The sequence below is a fragment of the Massilia sp. Root133 genome (assembly GCF_001426525.1).
Taxonomy (GTDB): domain Bacteria; phylum Pseudomonadota; class Gammaproteobacteria; order Burkholderiales; family Burkholderiaceae_D; genus Telluria; species Telluria orientalis.
Genome location: NZ_LMEW01000016.1, coordinates 47321 through 67943, shown reverse-complemented (window position 1 = coordinate 67943; position 20623 = coordinate 47321). Strand labels below are relative to the sequence as shown.

Annotated in this window: 20 protein-coding genes and 1 tRNA gene; 11 read left to right on the top strand and 10 right to left on the bottom strand. The window is 66.5% G+C overall.

Features of this window, described 5'->3' with window-relative positions; translation table 11 throughout:
• From ASD28_RS15075 to ASD28_RS15045, 7 genes are all read left to right on the top strand, one after another.
• Complete coding sequence (locus ASD28_RS15075; protein WP_056129354.1) at positions 1-570, top strand: aminodeoxychorismate/anthranilate synthase component II; 570 nt, start codon at positions 1-3, stop codon at positions 568-570.
• An 18-nt stretch (positions 571-588) separates the two neighbouring features.
• Positions 589-1623: an anthranilate phosphoribosyltransferase gene (gene trpD, locus ASD28_RS15070; protein ID WP_056129349.1), complete on the top strand. Its 1035-nt coding sequence runs from the start codon at positions 589-591 to the stop codon at positions 1621-1623.
• A 4-nt stretch (positions 1624-1627) separates the two neighbouring features.
• Positions 1628-2263 (top strand): LysE family translocator, encoded by a 636-nt coding sequence (locus tag ASD28_RS15065; protein WP_056129345.1) that lies wholly within the window; start codon positions 1628-1630, stop codon positions 2261-2263.
• Between the two features lie 5 nt (positions 2264-2268).
• Positions 2269-3072: an indole-3-glycerol phosphate synthase TrpC gene (gene trpC / locus ASD28_RS15060; RefSeq protein ID WP_056129342.1), complete on the top strand. Its 804-nt coding sequence runs from the start codon at positions 2269-2271 to the stop codon at positions 3070-3072.
• A gap of 9 nt (positions 3073-3081) precedes the next feature.
• The gene (locus ASD28_RS15055; RefSeq protein ID WP_056129339.1) at positions 3082-3567 is read left to right on the top strand and encodes a TonB family protein; all 486 of its coding nucleotides are present in this window, start codon (positions 3082-3084) and stop codon (positions 3565-3567) included.
• A gap of 76 nt (positions 3568-3643) precedes the next feature.
• Positions 3644-4450, top strand: a complete 807-nt coding sequence (locus ASD28_RS15050; protein WP_056129336.1) for an alpha/beta fold hydrolase — start codon at positions 3644-3646, stop codon at positions 4448-4450.
• Positions 4451-4455: 5 nt separating this feature from the next.
• On the top strand, positions 4456-6015 hold the full coding sequence (locus tag ASD28_RS15045; protein WP_056129332.1) for an ATP-binding protein: 1560 nt from the start codon (positions 4456-4458) through the stop codon (positions 6013-6015).
• Here the strand turns inward: ASD28_RS15045 and ASD28_RS15040 are convergent.
• The 6 genes from ASD28_RS15040 to ASD28_RS15015 form a co-directional block, all read right to left on the bottom strand.
• Positions 6012-7841 carry a M61 family metallopeptidase gene (locus tag ASD28_RS15040; RefSeq protein ID WP_056129327.1) on the bottom strand — a complete coding sequence of 610 codons (1830 nt, stop codon included), beginning with the start codon at positions 7839-7841 and terminating at the stop codon, positions 6012-6014. The genes ASD28_RS15045 and ASD28_RS15040 overlap by 4 nt on opposite strands.
• A gap of 78 nt (positions 7842-7919) precedes the next feature.
• Positions 7920-8498, bottom strand: coding sequence for a DUF2064 domain-containing protein (locus tag ASD28_RS15035; protein ID WP_056129397.1), 579 nt, complete (start codon positions 8496-8498; stop codon positions 7920-7922).
• A 2-nt stretch (positions 8499-8500) separates the two neighbouring features.
• Complete coding sequence (locus ASD28_RS15030) at positions 8501-10717, bottom strand: xanthine dehydrogenase family protein molybdopterin-binding subunit (protein WP_056129325.1); 2217 nt, start codon at positions 10715-10717, stop codon at positions 8501-8503.
• Positions 10718-10726: 9 nt separating this feature from the next.
• Positions 10727-11185: a (2Fe-2S)-binding protein gene (locus ASD28_RS15025; RefSeq protein WP_056129321.1), complete on the bottom strand. Its 459-nt coding sequence runs from the start codon at positions 11183-11185 to the stop codon at positions 10727-10729.
• Positions 11186-11251: 66 nt separating this feature from the next.
• Positions 11252-11974 (bottom strand): DsbC family protein, encoded by a 723-nt coding sequence (locus ASD28_RS15020; RefSeq protein WP_056129318.1) that lies wholly within the window; start codon positions 11972-11974, stop codon positions 11252-11254.
• Positions 11975-12001: 27 nt separating this feature from the next.
• Complete coding sequence (locus ASD28_RS15015; RefSeq protein ID WP_056129395.1) at positions 12002-13240, bottom strand: FAD-dependent monooxygenase; 1239 nt, start codon at positions 13238-13240, stop codon at positions 12002-12004.
• Between the two features lie 132 nt (positions 13241-13372).
• Here ASD28_RS15015 and ASD28_RS15010 point away from each other — a divergent pair.
• Positions 13373-13448 (top strand) — tRNA-Phe (locus tag ASD28_RS15010).
• Positions 13449-13550: 102 nt separating this feature from the next.
• On the opposite strand, the gene ASD28_RS15005 is transcribed toward ASD28_RS15010, so the two are convergent.
• Positions 13551-14342 carry a PEP-CTERM sorting domain-containing protein gene (locus ASD28_RS15005; RefSeq protein WP_056129316.1) on the bottom strand — a complete coding sequence of 264 codons (792 nt, stop codon included), beginning with the start codon at positions 14340-14342 and terminating at the stop codon, positions 13551-13553.
• 283 nt (positions 14343-14625) lie between these two features.
• Positions 14626-15555, bottom strand: coding sequence for an alpha/beta fold hydrolase (locus tag ASD28_RS15000; protein WP_056129313.1), 930 nt, complete (start codon positions 15553-15555; stop codon positions 14626-14628).
• Positions 15556-15692: 137 nt separating this feature from the next.
• Between ASD28_RS15000 and ASD28_RS14995 the strand changes: the two genes are divergently transcribed.
• Positions 15693-16526, top strand: a complete 834-nt coding sequence (locus tag ASD28_RS14995) for a helix-turn-helix domain-containing protein (protein ID WP_056129310.1) — start codon at positions 15693-15695, stop codon at positions 16524-16526.
• Here ASD28_RS14995 and ASD28_RS14990 read toward each other — a convergent pair.
• Together ASD28_RS14990 and ASD28_RS14985 are read right to left on the bottom strand one after the other, a co-directional pair.
• A complete protein-coding gene (locus ASD28_RS14990; protein WP_056129307.1) occupies positions 16523-17329 on the bottom strand; it encodes a class I SAM-dependent methyltransferase in 807 nt (268 codons plus the stop codon). The two genes, ASD28_RS14995 and ASD28_RS14990, sit on opposite strands and share 4 nt — an antisense overlap.
• 42 nt (positions 17330-17371) lie before the next feature.
• On the bottom strand, positions 17372-18898 hold the full coding sequence (locus ASD28_RS14985; RefSeq protein ID WP_082576989.1) for a carboxylesterase family protein: 1527 nt from the start codon (positions 18896-18898) through the stop codon (positions 17372-17374).
• A gap of 198 nt (positions 18899-19096) precedes the next feature.
• On the opposite strand from ASD28_RS14985, the gene ASD28_RS14980 reads away from it, so the two are divergent.
• Complete coding sequence (locus tag ASD28_RS14980; protein ID WP_056129304.1) at positions 19097-20089, top strand: alpha/beta fold hydrolase; 993 nt, start codon at positions 19097-19099, stop codon at positions 20087-20089.
• 27 nt (positions 20090-20116) lie between these two features.
• Complete coding sequence (locus ASD28_RS14975; protein WP_056129300.1) at positions 20117-20533, top strand: organic hydroperoxide resistance protein; 417 nt, start codon at positions 20117-20119, stop codon at positions 20531-20533.
• The last annotated feature ends 90 nt before the right edge of the window (positions 20534-20623 follow it).

Below are 20623 nucleotides of genomic sequence, written 5' to 3'. Positions count from 1 at the left end.
ATGCTGCTCATGATCGACAACTACGACTCGTTCACCTACAACATCGTGCAGTACTTCGGTGAGCTGGGCGAGGAAGTGCGCACCGTGCGCAACGACGAGATCACCCTGGAACAGATCGCGGCCCTGGACCCGGACCGCATCTGCATCTCGCCGGGCCCGAAGTCGCCGAAGGATGCCGGCGTGTCGGTGGACGTGCTGCGCGAATTCAAAGGGAAGAAGCCGATCCTCGGCGTGTGCCTGGGCCACCAGGCCATCGGCGAAGCGTTCGGCGGCAAGATCATCCGCGCCAAGCAGGTCATGCACGGCAAGACGTCGAAGATCGCGCACATCGGCGAAGGCGTGTTCAAGGGCCTGCCGAGCCCCTTCACGGTGATCCGCTACCACTCGCTGGCGATCGAGCGCGCATCGCTGCCCGCGTGCCTGGAAGTGACGGCGTGGACGGACGACGGCGAGATCATGGGCGTGCGCCACAAGGAATTCAATATCGAGGGCGTGCAGTTCCACCCCGAGTCGATCCTGTCGGAGCACGGGCATGCGATGCTGAAGAACTTCCTCGAACGCACCGCCTGACCGATTGAAAGACCTGCCATGATCACCCCACAAGAAGCCCTCCTCCGCTGCATCGAGCACCGTGAAATCTTCCACGACGAGATGCTGCACCTGTTCCGCCAGATCATGTCCGGCGAAATCTCGCCGACGATGGTCGCCGCGCTGACCATGGGCCTGCGCGTGAAGAAGGAAACCATCGGCGAAATCACCGCCGCGGCGCAGGTGATGCGTGAATTCTCCACCAAGGTCCCGATGGCCGACACGACGCACCTCGTCGACATCGTCGGCACCGGCGGCGACGGCGCGCACACCTTCAATATCTCGACCGCGTCGATGTTCGTCGCCGCCGCCGCGGGCGCGCGCGTCGCGAAGCACGGCGGGCGCAGCGTGTCGTCGTCGTCCGGCAGCGCGGACGTCATCGAATCGCTGGGCGCGCACATCGACCTGAAGCCCGAGCAGATCGCCCAGTCGATCGCGCAGACGGGCATCGGCTTCATGTTCGCCCCGAACCACCACGCCGCCATGAAGAACGTGGCCGCCGTGCGCCGCGAGATGGGCGTGCGCAGCATCTTCAACATCCTCGGGCCGCTGACGAATCCGGCCGGCGCGCCGAACATCCTGATGGGCGTGTTCCACCCGGACCTCGTCGGCATCCAGGTGCGCGTGCTGCAGCGCCTCGGCGCCCAGCATGCGCTCGTCGTCTGGGGCCGCGACAACATGGACGAAGTCTCGCTCGGCGCCGGCACGATGGTCGGTGAACTCGTCAACGGCGAGATCCGCGAATACGAGATCCACCCGGAAGACTACGGCCTCGCGATGATCGCCAGCCGCAACCTGAAAGTGGCCGACGCCACCGAGTCCAAGGCGCGCATCATGGAAGCGCTGCGCGGCGAACCGGGGCCGGCGCACGACATCGTGTCGCTGAACGCGGGCACCGCGCTGTACGCGGCCGGCGTGGCGGCATCCATCGAGGACGGCCTGCAGCGCGCGCGCACCGCCATCGCGTCGGGTGCGGCGCTGGCGAAGCTCGACCAGTTCGTGAGCGTCACGCGCCAGCTCGGCGCGGCGAGCTGACATCATGTTCGGCATCCACGACCTCGCGCTGTTCGTCGTGTCCGGCCTGCTGCTGAACATCATGCCGGGCCCGGACTCCCTGCTCATCATGACGCGCAGCGCGACGCAGGGCTGGCGCGCCGGCAGCGCGGCGGCCCTCGGCATCGGCACGGGCACCTTCGTGCACATTGTCGCGGCGGCCCTCGGCCTGTCGGCGATCCTCGCGACGTCCGCGGCCGCGTTCACCGTCGTCAAGCTGGCGGGCGCCGCGTACATCCTGTACCTCGCTGTCGGCATGCTGCTCAGCAAGCGCGGCGACGGCGTCGAAAAGCCGCTCACCGTCACCCCGCTGCCCCTGCGCCGCATCTACGCGCAAGGCATCCTGACGAACGTGCTGAATCCGAAGGTGGCACTGTTCTTCCTCGCCTTCGTCCCGCAATTCATCGACGCGAACGCGCCGCACAAGGCCGCCGCCTTCCTGATCCTGGGCGCCATCTTCAACATCAACGGCATGTTGTGGTGCCATGCGCTGGCGCTGTTCACCGCGCAGGCACGCGCCCGTCTGAAACTGAATCCCGCCGTCACGCAATGGCTCAACCGCGCCACCGGCGGCCTGTTCGTCTGGCTCGGCGTCAAGCTGGCGCTGGCGAAACCACACTGAATACCATGTCCGATATCCTGAACAAGATCCTCGACGTCAAAGCCACGGAAGTCGCCGCGGCCAAGCAGCAGCGCGATTTCAACAGCCTGCGCCGCGACGTCGAAAGCGATGCCGCCCTGCGCGCCGACCTGCGCGGCTTCGAAGCGAGCCTGCGCCGCAGCATCGCCGCGGGCCGCGCCGGCGTGATCGCCGAAGTGAAAAAAGCATCGCCGTCGAAAGGCGTGATCCGCGCCGACTTCCGTCCGGCCGACATCGCCCGCAGCTATGCGGCAGGCGGCGCATCCTGCCTGTCCGTCCTGACCGACGTGCAATTCTTCCAGGGCTCGCCCGAATACCTGAAGCAGGCGCGCGCCGCGTGCGACCTGCCCGTGATCCGCAAGGATTTCATCATCGACCCGTACCAGGTTTACGAGGCCCGCGCGATGGGTGCGGACGCGATCCTGCTGATCGTCGCTGCGCTGGATCATGGCCTGATGGCGGATCTTGAGGCATGTGCGCAGGAACTCGGCATGGACGTGCTGGTCGAAGTCCATGACGGCGACGAACTGGATGCGGCCCTGAAGCTCAATACGCGCCTGCTGGGCATCAACAACCGCAACCTGCGCACCTTCGAGGTCACGCTCGACACGACCATCGGCCTGCTGCCGCGCATTCCGGCGGAACGGCTCGTGGTCACGGAGTCCGCGATCCTGGCGCCCGCCGACGTCAAGCGCATGCGCGACGCCAACGTGCATGCGTTCCTCGTGGGCGAAGCGTTCATGCGCGCGCCCGATCCCGGCACGGAACTCAAGCGCTTATTTGATGAGTAATCGACTGACATGAACACGATCATCCGCCCAGGCCTCGTTCTCATCACTCTGATCGCAGGCTTGAGCGGATGCGCGAGCGTCAGGACGGCCACCGAGGCCGTCACCTCTTCCGTCGAACGTATCTTCCATCCTGCCCCGCCGACGGCCCCCGCGCCCGCGGGCCTGGACGACTACAAGACCCAGGTCGCGCACCACGTGGCCGACCACAATCCCGAACGCGCCTGGACGGGCACCTTGCCGCCCATGCTGCCGGCCATCGTCGTGCTCGAAATCACCGTCGACCGCGACGGCCAGCTGGCGGACGTGGCCGTGCGGCGCTCGCGCAATCCCAATGCGTCCGAGATCGCGCTGGCGTCCGTGCGGCGCAGTGCGCCGCTGCCGCCCCCGCCGGCGGGCCGGCTCACGTTTTCCGAGACCTTCCTGTTCGCGGACGGCGAGCGGTATCAGCTGCGCAGCCTGGCGGGGCCGCAGGCGTCGGAATACACGTCGCCGTGACCATGCGCCAGGGGTGCGCCTGCTCGGCAATATTCGCTCTATAATTATTCGTTACATTTTTACACATTTGATATTCATGTCGACAATACAGCGCAGGAACAATGTCCGGCTGGCCGGCACCGGCCCGGCGACGATGGTGTTTGCCCACGGCTTCGGCTGCGACCAGACCATGTGGCGGTTCCTGGCGCCGGCTTATGAGGATCGCTTCCGCACGATCGCGTTCGACCTGGTCGGCAGCGGTGGTTCCGACCTGTTCGCGTACGACCGCGACAAGTACGGCACCCTGCACGGCTACGCTGACGACCTGCTCGAGATCGTCGACGAATGCGCGACCGGTCCCGTCATCTTCGTCGGCCATTCCGTCAGCACGATGATCGGCCTGCTGGCCACGATCAAGGCGCCGGAAAAATTCGTCGCGCAGGTCATGGTGGGCCCGTCGCCCTGCTACATCAACGACGGCGACTACGTCGGCGGGTTCAGCCGGGAAGACATCGACGAGCTGCTCGAGACAATGGACGCCAATTACCTCGGCTGGTCGAGCAGCCTGGCGCCCGCGATCATGGGCGTGCCCGACCGTCCGGAACTGCGCACGGAGCTGACCGAGAGTTTTTGCCGCAACGATCCCGAGATCGCCAAGCATTTCGCCCGCGTGACGTTCCTGTCCGACCACCGCGCGGACGTGCCCCGTTCGACCGTGCCGGCTTTGATCCTGCAATGCAGCGACGACCTCGTGGCGCCCCGTGCCGTCGGCGACTTCCTGCACCGGCACCTGCCGGACAGCGTCCTGCACGTCATCGAGAACGTCGGTCATTGCCCGCACATGAGCGCGCCCACGGAAAGCTCGCGCGCCATCGACAACTTCCTCGCGCACGCACTGCGCTGACATCCGTGCCGACCGCGCCCTCCGGCGACATCCTGTTCGACCAGGCCGCCTGCGCGCTGCTGCTGACGGCGTCCGACGGCGTAATCCTGAAGGCGAACAGCATGGCGTGCACGTGGCTCGGCTATGCGGAGGAGGAACTCGTCGGCAAGGTGCGCATGCAGGATCTGCTGCCGGTGGGCGCCCGTCTGTTCTACCACACGCATTGCCAGCCGATCCTGCAGGTGCAGGGCTCCGTGGCCGAGATCCAGGTCGACCTGCGCAACAAGCGCCAGGAGCGCCTGCCCATGCTGATCAACATCAGCCGCCGCCAGGAAGCGGACGGCATGATCGACCACTGGGCCCTGTTCAAGGCATCGGACCGCCGGGCCTACGAACGGGAACTGCTGGCGGCCCGCAAGGCCGCGGAAGCGGCGCTGGACGCGCGCCGCAGCGCCGAAGCGGAACTGAAAAAACTGAATGCGCAACTGTCGGCCGCGGACCGGCGCAAGGACGAATTCCTCGCAACCTTGTCGCATGAACTGCGCAACCCGCTCGCCCCGATGCGCAGCGCGCTCGACATCCTCAAGCTGAAGTTCGGCCAGGGAACGGACAACCGCCTGCTCCAGGCGTTCGACCGGCAGATGCGCCACATGACACGCCTCGTCGACGACCTGATGGAAGTCTCGCGCATCACGCAGGGCCGCATGCAACTGCAACGCGCGCCGGTGGAATTGTCGGCCCTCGTGCAGGGCGCGGCACACGACCTCGCCGCGACGATGGAAGCGGCGCGCCACACGCTGCGCGTCTCCATCGCCGAACCGCCCGTGATCGTGGACGGCGATGCGACGCGCCTCGCGCAGGTCGTCATCAACCTGCTGACCAATGCCGCCAAGTACACGCCGGACGGCGGCACGATCGAACTGCACCTGTCGTGCGACGACGGCGTGGCCGAGATCCAGGTGCGCGACAACGGCATCGGCCTGCCCGCCTCGGCGCTCGCCACCGTCTTCGACATGTTCTCGCAACTCGAGCCGGCGCTCGAACGCTCGAAAGGCGGCCTCGGGATCGGCCTGGCGCTCGTGCGCGGGATCGTCGAACTGCACGGCGGCAGCGTGCATGCGGACAGCCCAGGGCCGGGCCTGGGCAGCACGTTCACGATCCGGCTGCCGCTGGCGCAAGGCAGCGTGTGTGCGCCGTCGTTACAGGCGCCGTCCCGAACGGCGGCGCCGGCCCAGCTGCGCATCCTCGTCGTGGACGACAACGAGGACGCCGCCGAGACGCTGGCGATGACGCTGGAGCTGCACGGCTGCGAGGTGAAAACGGCGGCGACGGCCACCCGCGCGCTGGAGATGCTGCCCGGCTTCGCGCCGGCCGCGGCCCTGCTCGACATCGGCCTGCCGGACATGAACGGCTACGAACTGGCGCGCCGCGTGCGCCAGCTGCCCGCGGGGGCAGGCATCACGCTGGTCGCGACGACCGGGTGGGGCCAGCAGAAGGACCGCGAGCGCGCCTTCGCGGCCGGGTTCGACCGTCACCTCACCAAGCCGATCGATTTCGATCTCTTGCGATCCTATCTGCCGAATTAACTTGCGCTCGGCCGCTTCACCGCCGGCCCCTTGCGCGTGCCCGGCACCACCGAGATCTGCACGCACGGCACGCGGTCGCCCTGCAGGGTGACGTCGAACGCCATCAGCTCGTCGCGGCGGAACGCGTGCACGGTCACGGTGTCGCCCACACGGTAGCGCGCGAACAGCTGGTCCAGGTTGGACGGGTTGCCGTTCACGCGCAGGCTGTCGACGGCGATCAGGATGTCGCCGGCCGACAGGCCCGCCTGGTGCGCCGCGCCGCCTTCGTGCACCTGCGTCAGCTTGACGCCGGCGGCGTCGCGGCCGATGCCGGCGTCCAGCGACGGCTTGGCGTTCTTGCGCTCTTCGGTCACCTTCACGCTGAACGGCGCGTACAGCTTGGCCAGCGGGATGTCTTCCGTGCCGCGGATGTAGCGATCGAAGATCGGCTTCGACCGCACGCCGCTCACCTCGTCGAACAGGCTTTCCACCTCCTGCTCCGTGACCCCGCGCCCACCTCCTTCCTTGCCTTTGTAGAAGTCGCGGCCGTAGCGGTCCCACAAGGCGAGCATGATGTCGTCCAGCGACTTCGCGCCTTCCGTCTTCGCGCGGATCGTCAGGTCGAACGCGAGGCCGACCAGCGAACCCTTGGTGTAATAACTGATGATCGCGTTCGGCGCATTCTCGTCCTGGCGGTAGTACTTGCTCCAGGCGTCGAAGCTGGAATCGGCGATGCTCTGCTTCGTGCGGCCCGTGCCGCGCAGGACGCTGCCGACGGTCTTGCCGAGCAGCTTGAAGTACGTGGCCTCGCTGATGATCCCGCTGCGCACGAGCATCAGGTCGTCGTAGTAGCTGGTGAAACCCTCGAACAGCCACAGCAGCGGCGTGTAGTTCTCGACCTGCAGGTCGTACGGCGCGAACCCGGCCGGCTTGATGCGCTTGACGTTCCAGGTGTGGAAGTACTCGTGGCTGCACAGCCCCAGGAACTTGATGTAGCCCTCGTTCGGCTCGGCCATCTTCGGCGCGGCCGTCGACGGCAGGTCCGTGCGCGCGCAGATCAGCGCCGTCGACGCGCGGTGTTCCAGGCCGCCGTAGCCGTCGCCGACGACCATCGTCAGGAACACGTAGCGGTCCATCGGCGCCTTCTTCGTCTTCGGCTCGAAGAACGCGATCTGCGTTTCGCAGATGGCTTTCAGGTCTTTTTCCAGGCGCGCCATGTCCAGGTTCGGCACGCGGCCCGTGATGACGATGTCGTGGCGCACGCCGTGCGCGGTAAAGCCGCCCAGCACGAAATCGCCCATCTCGACGGGGTGGTCGATCAGTTCATCGTAGTCGCCCGCGACATAGGTGCCGAAGCCGTAGCGCTTCGCGCCCGCTTCCGGCAGCGACGTGGCCACGCGCCACATGCGGGCGGCCGGGTCGCCCGGGCGCTGGATGTCGACCTGGTGCGGCCGTGTCTCCTGGCCCACGACGCGCAGGAACACGCTCGTGCCGTTGAAGAAGCCGTGGGTCTGGTCCAGGTGGGCGGCGCGCACCGACAGGTCCCACGCATACACCTCGTAATGCAAGGTCAGCGGCCCGGCGGCGGGCGCGGCCTGCCAGCTATGCTTGTCCAGCTTCGTGAGACGGACCGCTTCCCCCCCGGCCTCGGCGCGGATGCGCACGATGTTGCGGGCGAACTCGCGGATCATGTAGCTGCCCGGGATCCAGGCCGGCAGCGCAAACACCTGCCCGTCCGGATGCGGCGCCGCCACGGTGACGGTGACGTTGAACAGGTGCCCGGCGAGGTCCTTCGGGACGATGGTGTACTGGATGGCCGGCGGCTGCTTCTGGGGTGCTTTTTTCATATGGCGTGAACAATCTCTCTCCGATGCGCCGTAGTGTAACGGCATTTTTCAGAAAAAAGGGTGTTCACACCGTTGGGCTTACGCTCCCGTCATGTCGCCCGGCAGGTCGATGTCGCGCAAGATCCCCGGGTCGTCGACCGGGATTTCCGTTACGGGAAAGGTGCGCAGCAGGCGCCGTGCCCCCTCGTCGCCGCGCAAGGCCAGCAATGCGTCCAGGTGGACGGCCCCGAAGCCGACCGGATTGCCGCGGCGCCCATCCATGACGGGTGCCGCGATGCCCGCCCCGGCCGCCAGCGCGTCGGCGAGGCGGCGCAGCGTGGCCGGATCCACCCAGGGCATGTCGCCCAGCGCCACGAGCCAGGCCTGCGGGTTCGCTGGCAGCGAATGGCGGATGGCATGCGTGAGCGAAGCCGCCATGCCGCTGTCGGCATCCGGGCACACGGTCACGTCGCATCCGAGCGCAGTCAGCCGCTCGGCCACGCCAGCGTCGAGCGGCGGCACGACGGCCACGACGCGCGGGACGGCGGCCAGCAGCTTGCGCGCGCTGGCCACGACGACGGGCTCACCGGCCAGCGGCTGCAGCAGCTTGTTGCGCTGCCCGGCGGGATCGAAACGGCGCCCCCGGCCAGCCGCCAACAAAATGCCGACCGGGGACACGCTCACGCCGCCGCCAGGTCGAACGGCAGCTTGCGCAGGCGCTTGCCGGTCAGCTTGAAGACGGCATTGGCCAGCGCCGGCGCCAGCGGCGGCAGGCCGGGTTCGCCCATGCCCGTCGGCGGATCCTGCGACGGCACGATGAACACGTCCACCTGCGGCATGTCGTTCATGCGCGCCACCGTGTAGTCGCCGAAGTTCTGCTGTTCGACGACGCCGTCCTTCAGGGTGATGCGCGCACCCGGCAGCGTCGTGCCGAGGCCCATCAGCGCGGCACCCTGCACTTGCGCTTCGATGGACATCGGGTTGACGGGCAGGTTGCAATGCACGGCGGCCGTGACCTTGTGCACCTTCGGGCTGCCGTCGACGATCGACGCCTCGACGACGTAGGCGACGACCGTGTTGAACGACTCGTGCAGCGCGACGCCGTATGCGTGCCCTTTCGGCAGCGTTTTCTTGCCATAGCCGGACTTCGCCACGGCCAGGTCCAGCGCCGCGTGATGGCGCGCGTGCTTCGCGTCGATCAGCTTCTTGCGGTACGCGACCGGATCCTGGCCGGCCGCATGGGCCGCCTCGTCGATCAGCGTCTCCATCACGAACGCCGTGTGCGTGGACCCGACGGAGCGCCACCACAGCACGGGCACGTTGGCTTTCACCGCATGCGCCGTCAGGTTCAGCGGCACGTCGTACGGTTCGCCCATGCCTTCGACCATCGTGGCGTCGACGCCGTTCTTGACCATCATGGGTTCGAACGGGGTGCCGCTGATGATCGACTGGCCGACGATCGTGTGGTCCCACGCGACGATGTTGCCGCCGGCGTCCAGGCCGATGTCCGCGCGGTGGATGTGCGACGGACGGTAGTAGCCGCCGCGGATGTCGTCCTCGCGGCTCCAGATCAGCTTCACCGGACCCGCATGGCCCGCCGCTTTGTAGGCCTTGGCGATGTTGACGGCTTCCACGATGAAGTCCGACGTCGGCACGGCGCGCCGGCCGAAGCCGCCGCCCGCCATCATCGTGTTCAGGGTGACCTGCCCGGGCTTCAGGCCGGCCGTCGCGGCGGCCGCGGCCTGGTCGATGGTCTGGAATTGCGAGCCGACCCACAAGGTGCAGGCGTCGTCCTTCAGGTCGACCGTGCAGTTGATCGGTTCCATCGGCGCGTGCGCCAGGTACGGGAATTCGTAGACGGCCGAGATCTTTTTGGCCGCGCCCGCGAGCTTCGACGTATCGGCCTTGCGCGCGACGGCGCCCGGCGTCTTCGCCAGTTCCGCGAACTGCGCCAGCTGCCTGCCGCTGTCGACTTTTTCGACGGCGCTCGTGTCCCACTCGATAGCGAGCAGGTCGCGCGCCTGCTTGGCGGGCCAGTAGCCGTCGGCGACGACGGCCACGCCGCGGCCGCCCCGGTCCACCGGAATCTCCAGCACCGCGATCACGCCGCGCACGGCCTTGGCCTTCGATGCATCGAACTTCGCCACCTTCGCGCCGAACACGGGCGGGTGCGCGACGACGGCGACCTTGGTGCCGGCCGGCTTGACGTCGAGGCCGAACTGCTGGCGGCCCGTCGACTTGGCGCGGGCGTCCAGGCGCGGCATCGGCTTGCCGATGTAGCGGAACGCCTTCTGGTCCTTCAACGTGACGGTCTGCGGCACCGGCAGGGCCATCGCCGCTTCGGCCAGCGATCCATAGGTCGCCTTCTGGCCCGCCGGGCCGTAGACGACGCCCTTCGCCGTGCGGCACTGGGACGGATCCGCCTTCCATTGCTGCGCGGCCGCCTGGACCAGCATCGCGCGGGCGCGGGCGCCTATTTCGCGGTATTGCGTGAACGAGTGGGCGATGGTGCCCGAGCCGCCCGTCATCTGGATGCCGAAGGCCGGATCCTTGTACACGTCGGCGGCCGGCGCGAGCTCGCTGCGCACCTGGCTCCAGTCGGCGTCGAGTTCGTCCGCGATCACCATCGGCAGCGCCGTGTGCACGCCCTGGCCGAATTCGAGACGGTTGACCTGCACGGTCACCGTGTTGTCCGGCGCCACGCGCAGGAACGCGTTCGGGGCGTAGACGGTGGGCTTGGCGGCATCCGCGGCGCGGGCGAAGCGGCCGCCCGTCGGCAGCACGAAGCCCAGCACGAGACCACCGGTGGCAAGCGTGCCGGCCTTCAGGAACCCGCGGCGCGAGGTCGGGGCAAAGCGGCCAGCAGGAGTCACATGTTTCACCTGTTCGAATAGCATGCGGCCTCCTTATGCCAGGGTTTTGGCGGCATCCTTGATGGCCGCGCGGATGCGTTGGTAGGTGCCGCAGCGGCAGATGTTGCCGCTCATGGCGTTGTCGATGTCGGTGTCGGTCGGCTTCTTGTTCACGCGCAGCAGGGCCGTGGCGCTCATCACCTGGCCGCTCTGGCAATAGCCGCACTGCGGGACGTCATGCTTGACCCACGCGTCCTGCACGGCCTTGCCGACCTTGTCGGATTCCATCGCTTCGATGGTCGTGATCTTGTGGCCCGCGGCGGCGGAGATCGGCGTGACGCAGGAACGGATCGCCTGCCCGTCCAGGTGCACGGTGCAGGCGCCGCACAGGGCGGCGCCGCAGCCGAACTTGGTGCCGGTCATGTTCAGGTTGTCGCGCAGCGTCCACAGGATGGGCGTGGAGGGATCGGCGTCGACCTGGACGTCGCGCCCGTTGATGTTCAATGTGAGCATGTCTTCTCCCTTGTTTTGGCTTGTTGGTGTAGTCGTAAAAAACCCGGCGGTGCCGGGCTTTTCGTGTTACTGCTTGAGGGCGGCCAGTTTGGCCTCGAGCGTTTTCTGGTCGACGGCGCCCGGAATCCGGCTGCCGTCCGTGAAGAAGATCGCCGGCGTGCCGGTGATGTGCAGCTTCTGGCCCAGCGCCAGCACCTTCTCGTTCGGCGACTCGCAGCTCGCCGGCGCGGCGGGTGCCGGCTTGTTGTTGATCATCCAGTCATCCCAGGCCTTGGCGCGGTCCGGGGCGCACCAGACATTCTTCGATTTCTCGAACGAGTCCGGCGACAGGATGTTGTACAGGAACGTGTAGATCGTCACGTTGTCCATGTTCTTCAGCGTCGTCTGGCGCAAGCGCTTGCAGTAGCCGCAGTTCGGGTCTTCGAACACGGCGATCACGCGCTTGCCGTCGCCCTTGACCTGCTTGATGGCGTCGTTCAGCGGCAGGTCCGAGAACTTGATCTTGTTGACGTCGTCGATGCGCTCGCGGGTCAGGTCGCGCGTGGTCTTGGCATCGTAGACGTGGCCGATGATGAGGTATTCGCCTTTCTTGTCCGTGTACAGGATGTCACCGGCGACGCGCAGTTCGTACAGGCCGGCGTACGGCGTTTCCTTGATCGACTCGATCTTGGCGCCGCCAAGGCGCGGTTCGATCGCCTTCTTGATGTTCGCCTCGACCGAATTCTGCGCGCCGACGCACGACGTGATCAGGCCGGTCGCCAGCAGGACGGCGAGCTTCGTTTTACCCATGAATGAATTCCTTAAAGATGTGCCGCGTTACCTGCCCATCGCGTGGGCGATCAGCCGTCGCTTGACCAGAGGCAACTTATCCAGCAAGTTTAATCCTAAATTGCGAACGACGCGCACGGGCTCAAGATTTGCGCCGAACAGGCGCTCCAGGCCATCCGTGGCAAGTTGCATCAGCAATACGTCTTCCTTGCGCGCTCTCGCGTAGCGCGCCAGCAGCCGCTCGTCGCCGAGGCCCTGGTGGTCGTCGCGCGCGGCGAGCGTGTCGAGCAGCCCATTGATGTCGCCGAAGCCCAGGTTCATGCCGTGCCCGGCCAGCGGATGCACGGCGTGGGCCGCGTCGCCGATGAGCGCGACGCGCGGCGCCGTGATCGCGTGCGGGCGCACGAGCGCCAGCGGGATCGCCTTGACGTCTTCCGGCTGCAGCGGCTTCAGCAGGCCCAGCTTGTTCTCCGAATACTCGCCCAGGCGGATCGCCAGCTCGCCCAGCGATTCGTTCATGATCGTGTCCGCCAGCGTATCCGGCGCGGACCACACGAGCGACACTTTATTCCCCGGCAGCGGCAGCAGCGCGACGATGCCTTCCTTGCACGTGAACCATTGATAGGCGACGTTGTGATGCGGCTGTTCGCACGCAAAATTCGCCACGATGGCGCGCTGGTGGTACGAGCGGTAATCGATGCCGATGTCGCACTGCCCGCGCACCCAGGAATCGCGGCCGTCGGCGCCGACCAGCAGCTGGGCCGCGAGTACCTTGCCGTCTTCCAGCTCGACCTCGACGTCTTCCGCGCTGCTCACGATGCGGCAGGCGCGTCCCGTGACGGTCTCGACGTTCTGGGCGAAGCGCAGCGCCGCGTCGAGCGCCTGGTTCAGGTTGCTGTCCTCGACGATCCACGCGAGCGAGCCCGCATGGGCGCCGAACGCATCGAAGCCGAGATGGCCGCCCTGCTCCCCGTCGCCCTGCACGTCCATGGCGTCGACGGGCGCCACGCGCGCCATGTCGAGCGCGCCCCAGACTTTCAGCGACGACAATAACGTATGCGCCGTATGGTTGAGCGCATACACGCGCACGTCCCACGGCTTTTCGCCACCGGCCGGCGCTTCCGGCGCGTCCGGCCGCGCGGGCGGCACGAGCAAGGTGACGCTGTGCCCGGCCTGCGACAGGCCCAGGGCCGCCGTCTTGGCGATGGCGCCATTGCCGACGATGCAGATGTCGCTGCGGCGGTCGACGTTGCGATGATGTGCGGAGGAAGTGGTGTGTGTGCTCATGATGAACATTATAGACCTTCGCAGTGGCCTGCTTCCGGCGAACGGGACGGGCATATCGTCCTGGCCGTTGCCAAAAACTGCTCGACAGGTCTTGCGGCTTCGCAAACCCGTCGCTATAATCATGCCTCCTTTGGCCTGGTAGCTCAGTTGGTAGAGCAGAGGATTGAAAATCCTTGTGTCGGTGGTTCGATTCCGCCCCGGGCCACCAAAGTTTCAAGCGAAAACGCCGACCCTTGCAGGTCGGCGTTTTTGTTTTCAGGCTATCGATAATAAAACGCCATCCGCGGATGGCGTTTTATTCATACCTGCTTTATTTAACCTGCTTGCGACGGCGCGAACGCAGCATTGCGCCGGCACCCAGCAGCATCAGCGCGGCCGATGCCGGTTCCGGAACTTTCACCGGCGGGATAACCGCGCCAAAACCGTCGATATAGGCGTAACCCGTGTGTGCGGACGGCTGGCAATCGGCAGCCAGAATCGACAGCGTGAAATCGTGGCCCGACAGCGACGAATCGATCGCGAGTTGTTCGATTTGCCAGGCCGAGGTATAAAACAGGTCGCCATTCATGGTGAAACGGCTGTCGACGCCGCCGCCGCCGTCGCCGGCATTGTAGACGCGATTGATCAGGACCGTGCCCGTCGTATCGTCGGTCAGCGTGATCAGCAATTCGGCCGATTCATCGGCGGTGTGGCCGCCATTTTCCAGCACGGCTTTCCACGCGAAGAAGATATTCGATTCGGTGTAATTCGTCACTTTCTGGCTGAGGACCGATGCATTACCGCCGTCCGAAGTGTCTTCGACACGATACGAGTACTGGCCCGAATAAACGGTCGAACCCAGCAACGAGCCCAGCAACGGATCGACCGTGCCAGCGGCGTTGACGGCCGAGCGGGTTGCCGGCCCCGTGTACTTGCTGCCGCCCGGCAGGAAAGTGGCGGGCGACAGGCTCGCATTCAGCGTATCCCAACGATACCCTTCCCCAGTCGTCCAGCCGTTTGCATTGCCATCTTCAAAACCACCATTGATAAAGGCGCCGGCGTGTGCGGTACCGGTAACGGCGGTGAATGCGAGGGCAGCGGCCAGCGCGAATTTTAATTTCATCTCTGCGGTCCTTTCAAGTCAATAAGAGTTATAGGTGCGTTTAATGCACTGCGACACCTTAGCAATTCCTGTGCCAAGCACTTATCTACTTGAAAGAAAATGAATTTTTTAAAGCCGCATTGATATATATCCTATAACTGTTAAATACTCCGACATTTAAATCGGGTAAATCGGCGATCAAATATAAAACATATGTATTCGTTATACCCGATACGGTTTCATATTATACGTATCCTTTTATTTAGCCCCGGAAAATATCGATTATCTCGATCAACTCTTGTATTCAAGCGGTACGCCATAATTGCAATACCTCTTCCGCAATTACATCGGGAAATTCCTCCTGAAAAAATAATTTTCCTTTTGGAACTCGATATATTCCCTGCGAGCGCGGGAATATACGGTCAAGATAAGCGGCATCCGCCATCGGAAAGATCATGTCGCTGGCGCCCCATACCATCCGCACCGGCACCGTGGTGCGTTTGAGCGCCGCCTCGATGCCCGCCAGCGGATTCGGCGCGAGCGCGTTGTGGAATGCGTGGTACTGCCTGCGCCGCAACGGCGTGCTCACCATCGGTGCCACGTAGTAGTCGATGATGTCGTCCGTGAGCAGCGCCGGATCGTGGTACGCGGCCGCGCCGAACGTCGCGCGCGCCAGGCTCCCGTCGGCCAGCCACCGCGCGGTGTCGTCGGCCAGCGTGCCCGCACGGGCCATGTTGAGCACCGGCTGGATCAGCGGCGGCGGGCTGCTGGGCTCCGTGTCGCAGTTGGTGAGCACCAGCGTGCGCACCCGTGCCGGAAAGCGGACCAGGAACAGCTGCGCGACCGCGCCGCCGCTGTCGGAAGCGACGATGTCGGCCTGGCCGACGCCCAGCGCGTCCAGCAGCGCCGCCAGCATCGCCACCTGGGCGGCGGGCGCCACCGACTGGTTTTCGGGGACCTGCGAGTAGCCAAGGCCCATGAAATCGGGGGCGATGCAACGCCGGTACGGGGCGAGGCGGTCGAGCGCTCCGCGCCACTGGAAGCCGTTGAGCGGCGCCCCGTGCAGGAACAGCGCCGCCGCGCCCGTGCCACGCTCGACGTACGCGATGCGGCCGCACGGCAGGTCCACGTGGCGCCGCGCGTGGCGATAGCGTTCCACCTCCGTCTGCGCGGCCTGCGCACGGCCGGCCACGACGGCTGCCGCGGTCACATACAAGAAATCCCTGCGTTTCATGCTCGACTCTCCTTCGATGCGTTGGACATGGAAGGATGCTAGCGGCGCGCGCCGGTCCCCGCGCGCACCGGCGGCCGGCGGCGGACACAAACGGATGATTTCCTTGTACATTGGCGGAACGCGTACCGGAGGATACGATGACCGACCGACCCTCTTGCTATCCCAGTCCAGCGACGGCCCCGCTGCCGCTCCTCGACGTGCTGACGTCGCCGGTGCCGTCGGGCCGGTTCGATTCGCCCGTGGACGAACGTCATGTGCTGTGCCTTCACCTGGGCGGGCCGGTACCGGTGTCGTACCGGGCCGGCAAGGCCGAGCGGCAGGGCATGCGCTTGCACGGCCAGTTCTGCGTCGTGCCGGGCGGCTCCAGCACCCGCTGGACCCTGTCCCGGCCGGCCACCTCGCTGCTGCTCCGGCTCGCGCCGGCGCACCTGCGCGCGACGGCCGACGACATGGGACGCGGCGCGCGCGCCTTCGACCTCGCGCCGGCGATCCACGTCCGCGATCCGCAGATCGAGCGCATCGGCTGGATGATGCAGGCCGAAGACCACGACGCCCACCCGGGCGGCCGCCTGTTCGCCGACAGTCTCGCATCGGCGCTCGCCGTGCGCCTCGTCGCGCTGCAGTCGCCTTCGAGGATCGCGCCGGCGCGGGCGCTGCCCGCCTGGCGCCTGCGCCACGTCATCGACTATATCGACGCCCACCTGGACCAGGACCTGACGCTCGCCGAACTGGCCGCCGTCGCGGGGTTCAGTCCTTCGCATTTCAAGGCCTTGTTCCGGCAGGCGACCGGTACGCCGGTCCACCGGTTCGTGCTCGAACGGCGCGTGGAACGGGCGCGGCTGCATCTGCTCGAGGGGCGGCTCAGCGTCACGGAAGTCGCGCTGGAAACCGGCTTCGCGCATCCGAGCCACATGGCGCGCTGGATGCGCCGGCTGCTGGGACTCAGCCCTTCGCAGGTTCGTGCAAGCTAGGGGCGCGCGACAGCAATCACGTGCGCCTGGATCTTTCCATCCACCGGTCCTGGCCCGAACCGCTGCGCGATGGCCGCCGCCGCGTGCGCGGTCGCTTCCGCCAGACTGGAGGCCGCGATCTCGTTGCGCAGCGGCGTGCCCTGGCAATAGGCGATGGCCGGTATGTCCGATGCGGCAGCCCGGCTGCGCGCGGCCAGCGTCGAACACACGGGCGGCGTCGTGAAGCCGGCTCGCGCCAGGTCGTCCGCGATGATGGCCAGGTCGTGGTAGCCATGCGGCGTGCGCGCGAGGAATCCGGGCGGGTCGAGAGGAAACGCCTGTGCCAGCGCGTCCGTGACGACGTGCGCGAAGTCGTTGTCTTCGATGCGGTCCCAGACGTTGAAGATGAATTGCCCGCCGGGACGCAGCACGCGTCGCGCCTCGGCATAGGCGGCCGCCTTATCGGGGAAGAACATGGCGCCGAACTGGCACACGACGGCGTCGAACGCGGCGTCGGGAAACGGCAGGCGCATGGCGTCCGCCTGCTGCCACTGGACGGGCCGCGCCGTGCCGGTGGCGACGGCCTGGTCGAGCATCGCCTGGTTGAGATCGGTCGCGACGATCGTACTGGCCGCCGGCAGGCACGCGGCCAGCGCTCGCGTGACGACGCCCGTGCCGGCCGCGACCTCCAGCACGTGCGCCGGCCGCTCATGTGCGACCCGCGCCGCCAGGTCGTCCGCATAGGGCTGGAAGATGAGCGGCACGAGCAACCGGTCATAGAGCTGCGGAATGGAACCGTCAAACTTCGTATCGGCAAGCGTCATGGGACCTCCCCGGCATCGAAGCGGACAGCTTACGCCGTTTCGCTAGCGTTTGGGCGGCTGTCCGAACATCGAAAAATTCGGCAGCCCGCCGCGCGCCTGCAGGTCGGCCGCGTCGCCGATGCGCAGAATGGTCGCCGGCCGGCCGTCGAACGCGGACCAGGCGGGCAAGCCCTTGCCGTTCGGCGTGCCCGTGCGCGCGAAGTTCGCCCACGTGTCGGCCAGGCGCGCGGCCAGCTGGCGGTCGTACGCGGACCACGGCCGCGGATCCTGGCCGAGATGATCGAACACGTACTGGATCTCCGCGCCATGCCCCGCTCCGCAGCCATAGCCGCACGGCGTCAGGGGTTCGGCCGGCCGGTGCGTGAAATAGTAGAGGTAGGGCCTGGCCTTGCCGTACTGCGCCTGCAGCCCCGCCCAGTACCACGTACGCCAGCCCCACCAGTCGGTCGTGAGCCTGTCGATGGACGCCCTGGCTTCGGCATCCGTCGCAGCGGGATACGCGGCCAGCACGGCGGCGGACGGCGCATGGCCCAGCAGCTTCGCCACGAGCGCCTTGTGGCTGGCGGCCGTGAACTTGTCGGTGCCGAGGATTTCCGGCGCGAGGTCCTTGCCCTCTTCCGCATTCCAGCCCGCGAGCAGCGGCACGTCGTTCTGGCGATGGTTGCGGTACGTCGTCGTCAGGTCTTCGCGCAGCAGATGGCCGTCGACGATGGGATGCGGCGCCCACGCCGGTTTCTGCAGCGCGGCGACGGGCAGCGCGCGCAGGTCCGCCAGGCGCTTCGCGCCGACCGTCCTGGTGAACGCCACGCCCGCCTGTTCCGCGGCCGTGCGGTCGAACAAGGCGTTCTCGCTGGCGTCGATCGGCATCGCGAAGTTGCCGCTCTGCGAGATCGCGCGCTGGAACAGGCCCTTGGCCAGCGGTGACGCGACGAGCACCGCCACCGATTCGCCGCCCGCCGATTCGCCCATGATCGTGACGCGCGCCGGATCGCCGCCGAAGGCCGCGATATTCTGCCGCACCCAGCGCAGCGCCGCGACCTGGTCTTCCATGCCCTGGTTGCCCGACGCCTTGTCCGGCGACTCCGCCGTCAGCTCGGGATGGGCGAAGAAGCCGAAGATGCCGAGGCGGTAGTTGATGGTGACGACGACGACACCGCGCCGCGCCAGGTTGCCGCCGTCATAACCAGGCTGGGCGCCCGTACCGCCGTAATAGCCGCCGCCGTGGATCCAGACGATGACGGGAAGCTTCTGCGCCTGCGCGGGCGCCCACACGTTCAGGTACAGGCAGTCTTCGCTTTTCGGATCCGGGATCCACGCCGCCGTCTGCGCGCAGGCCGGCGCGTAGGCCTGCGCGGTCTTCACGCCCTGCCACGGCACCACCGGCTGCGGCGCCCGCCAGCGCAGTTGGCCGACGGGCGGCGCCGCGAACGGCACGCCCTTGAACGCGTTCACGCCGTCGGCCGCCGTGCCGACGATCCGCCCTCCCGTGACCTGCACCGGGTCCGTCACCTGGGCCGCCTGGGCCATTCCAGCCAGCAGGCATCCGGCGACAACAGCCGCACCTTTCATGTCGTCTCCTCATATTTGTCGAAAAGACATTTTAGCGGGGCCAGTTTCTGGCAGGCCAACGTGTCAAAAATAATTATCGAAATAATGGTTTTCGCGCTTGCAAAGCTTCAAAAGCTCGGATACAGTTATCGACATAATGATTATTACGATAATCAATTTACGGCAGCAGACCATCTGACCAATTACCGGAGAATCGACATGAACCAATCCATCGCCCGCACGCTGCGCAACGTGTTCGGCGCAGCCGCCCTCGCCGTCGCGGCCATCGGCTCGGCCCACGCACAAACGTCCGACGCCTTCTCGTCCGTCAAGCAGATCAAGGCGGGCGTGCTGAACGTCGGCTACGTCGACGCGGGTCCCGCCAATGGTCCCGTCGTGATCCTGCTGCACGGCTGGCCGTACGACATCCACAGCTATGTCGACGTCGTGCCGCTGCTGACGAAGGCCGGCTACCGCGTGATCGTGCCCCATCTGCGCGGCTACGGCACGACCCGCTTCCTGGATCCGAAGGCCGTGCGGAACGGCGAACCGGCCGCGCTGGCGCAGGACGTCGTCGACCTGATGGATGCGCTGAAGATCGACAAGGCTATCCTGGCCGGCTACGACTGGGGTGCGCGCAGCGCCGACATCGTGGCCGCGCTGTGGCCCGAACGTGTCAAAGGGCTGGTGTCCGTGAGCGGCTACCTGATCGGCAGCCAGGAAAGCGGCAAGCAGCCGCTGCCGCCGGCCGCCGAGCTGCAATGGTGGTACCAGTTCTACTTCGCCACCGACCGCGGCGCCGCCGGCTATGCGAAGAACCATCACGATTTCGCCAAGCTGATCTGGAAGACCGCCTCGCCGCAATGGCAGTTCGACGACCGCACGTTCGACCGCAGCGCGGCGTCGCTGGAGAACCCGGACCATGCCGCCATCACGATCTTCAACTACCGCTGGCGCCTCGGCCTCGTCCAGGGCGAAGCGAAATACGACAAACTGGAACAGCGCCTGGCGACCTTCCCGGCGATCACCGTGCCGACGATCACCCTGGAAGGCGACGCCAACGGCGCCCCGCACCCGGAACCGGCCGCGTACGCCAAGCGCTTCACCGGCAAGTACAAGCATGAACTCATCAAAGGGGGCATCGGCCACAACCTGCCGCAGGAAGCACCGCGCGCGTTCGCCGATGCCGTCATCGCCGTCGACCACCTGTAATCACTTTATTCAACGAAAGGACATACCATGAGCAAGATCGACAAGGTTCTCTACACCGGCAAGACCCGCACCACCGGCGGCCGCGAAGGCAGTGCAAAAAGCGACGATGGCCGCCTCGACATCACGCTGTCGCCGCCGGGCAGCCACGGCAAGGGCACGAACCCGGAACAGTTGTTTGCCGCAGGCTGGTCGGCCTGCTTCATCGGCGCGCTGGGCCACGCCGCGCGCGACCGGCACGTGACCCTGCCGGCAGACACGGCAGTCGATGCGGAAGTCGACCTCGGCACGGGCACCGGCGGCTATTCGCTGCAGGCACGGCTGACCGTGAGCCTGCCCGGCGTGCCGCGCGAGGTCGCGCTGGACCTGGTCCATGCCGCGCACCAGACGTGCCCGTATTCGAAAATGTCGCGTGGGAATATCGACGTGAACATCACCGTGGCGTAAGCCTGAGAATGACAACGCCACCGGTTGGTGGCGTTGTCATCAGTGGAAGAACAGGTACAGGATGACCAGCACGATGGCCGGTACGCCCAT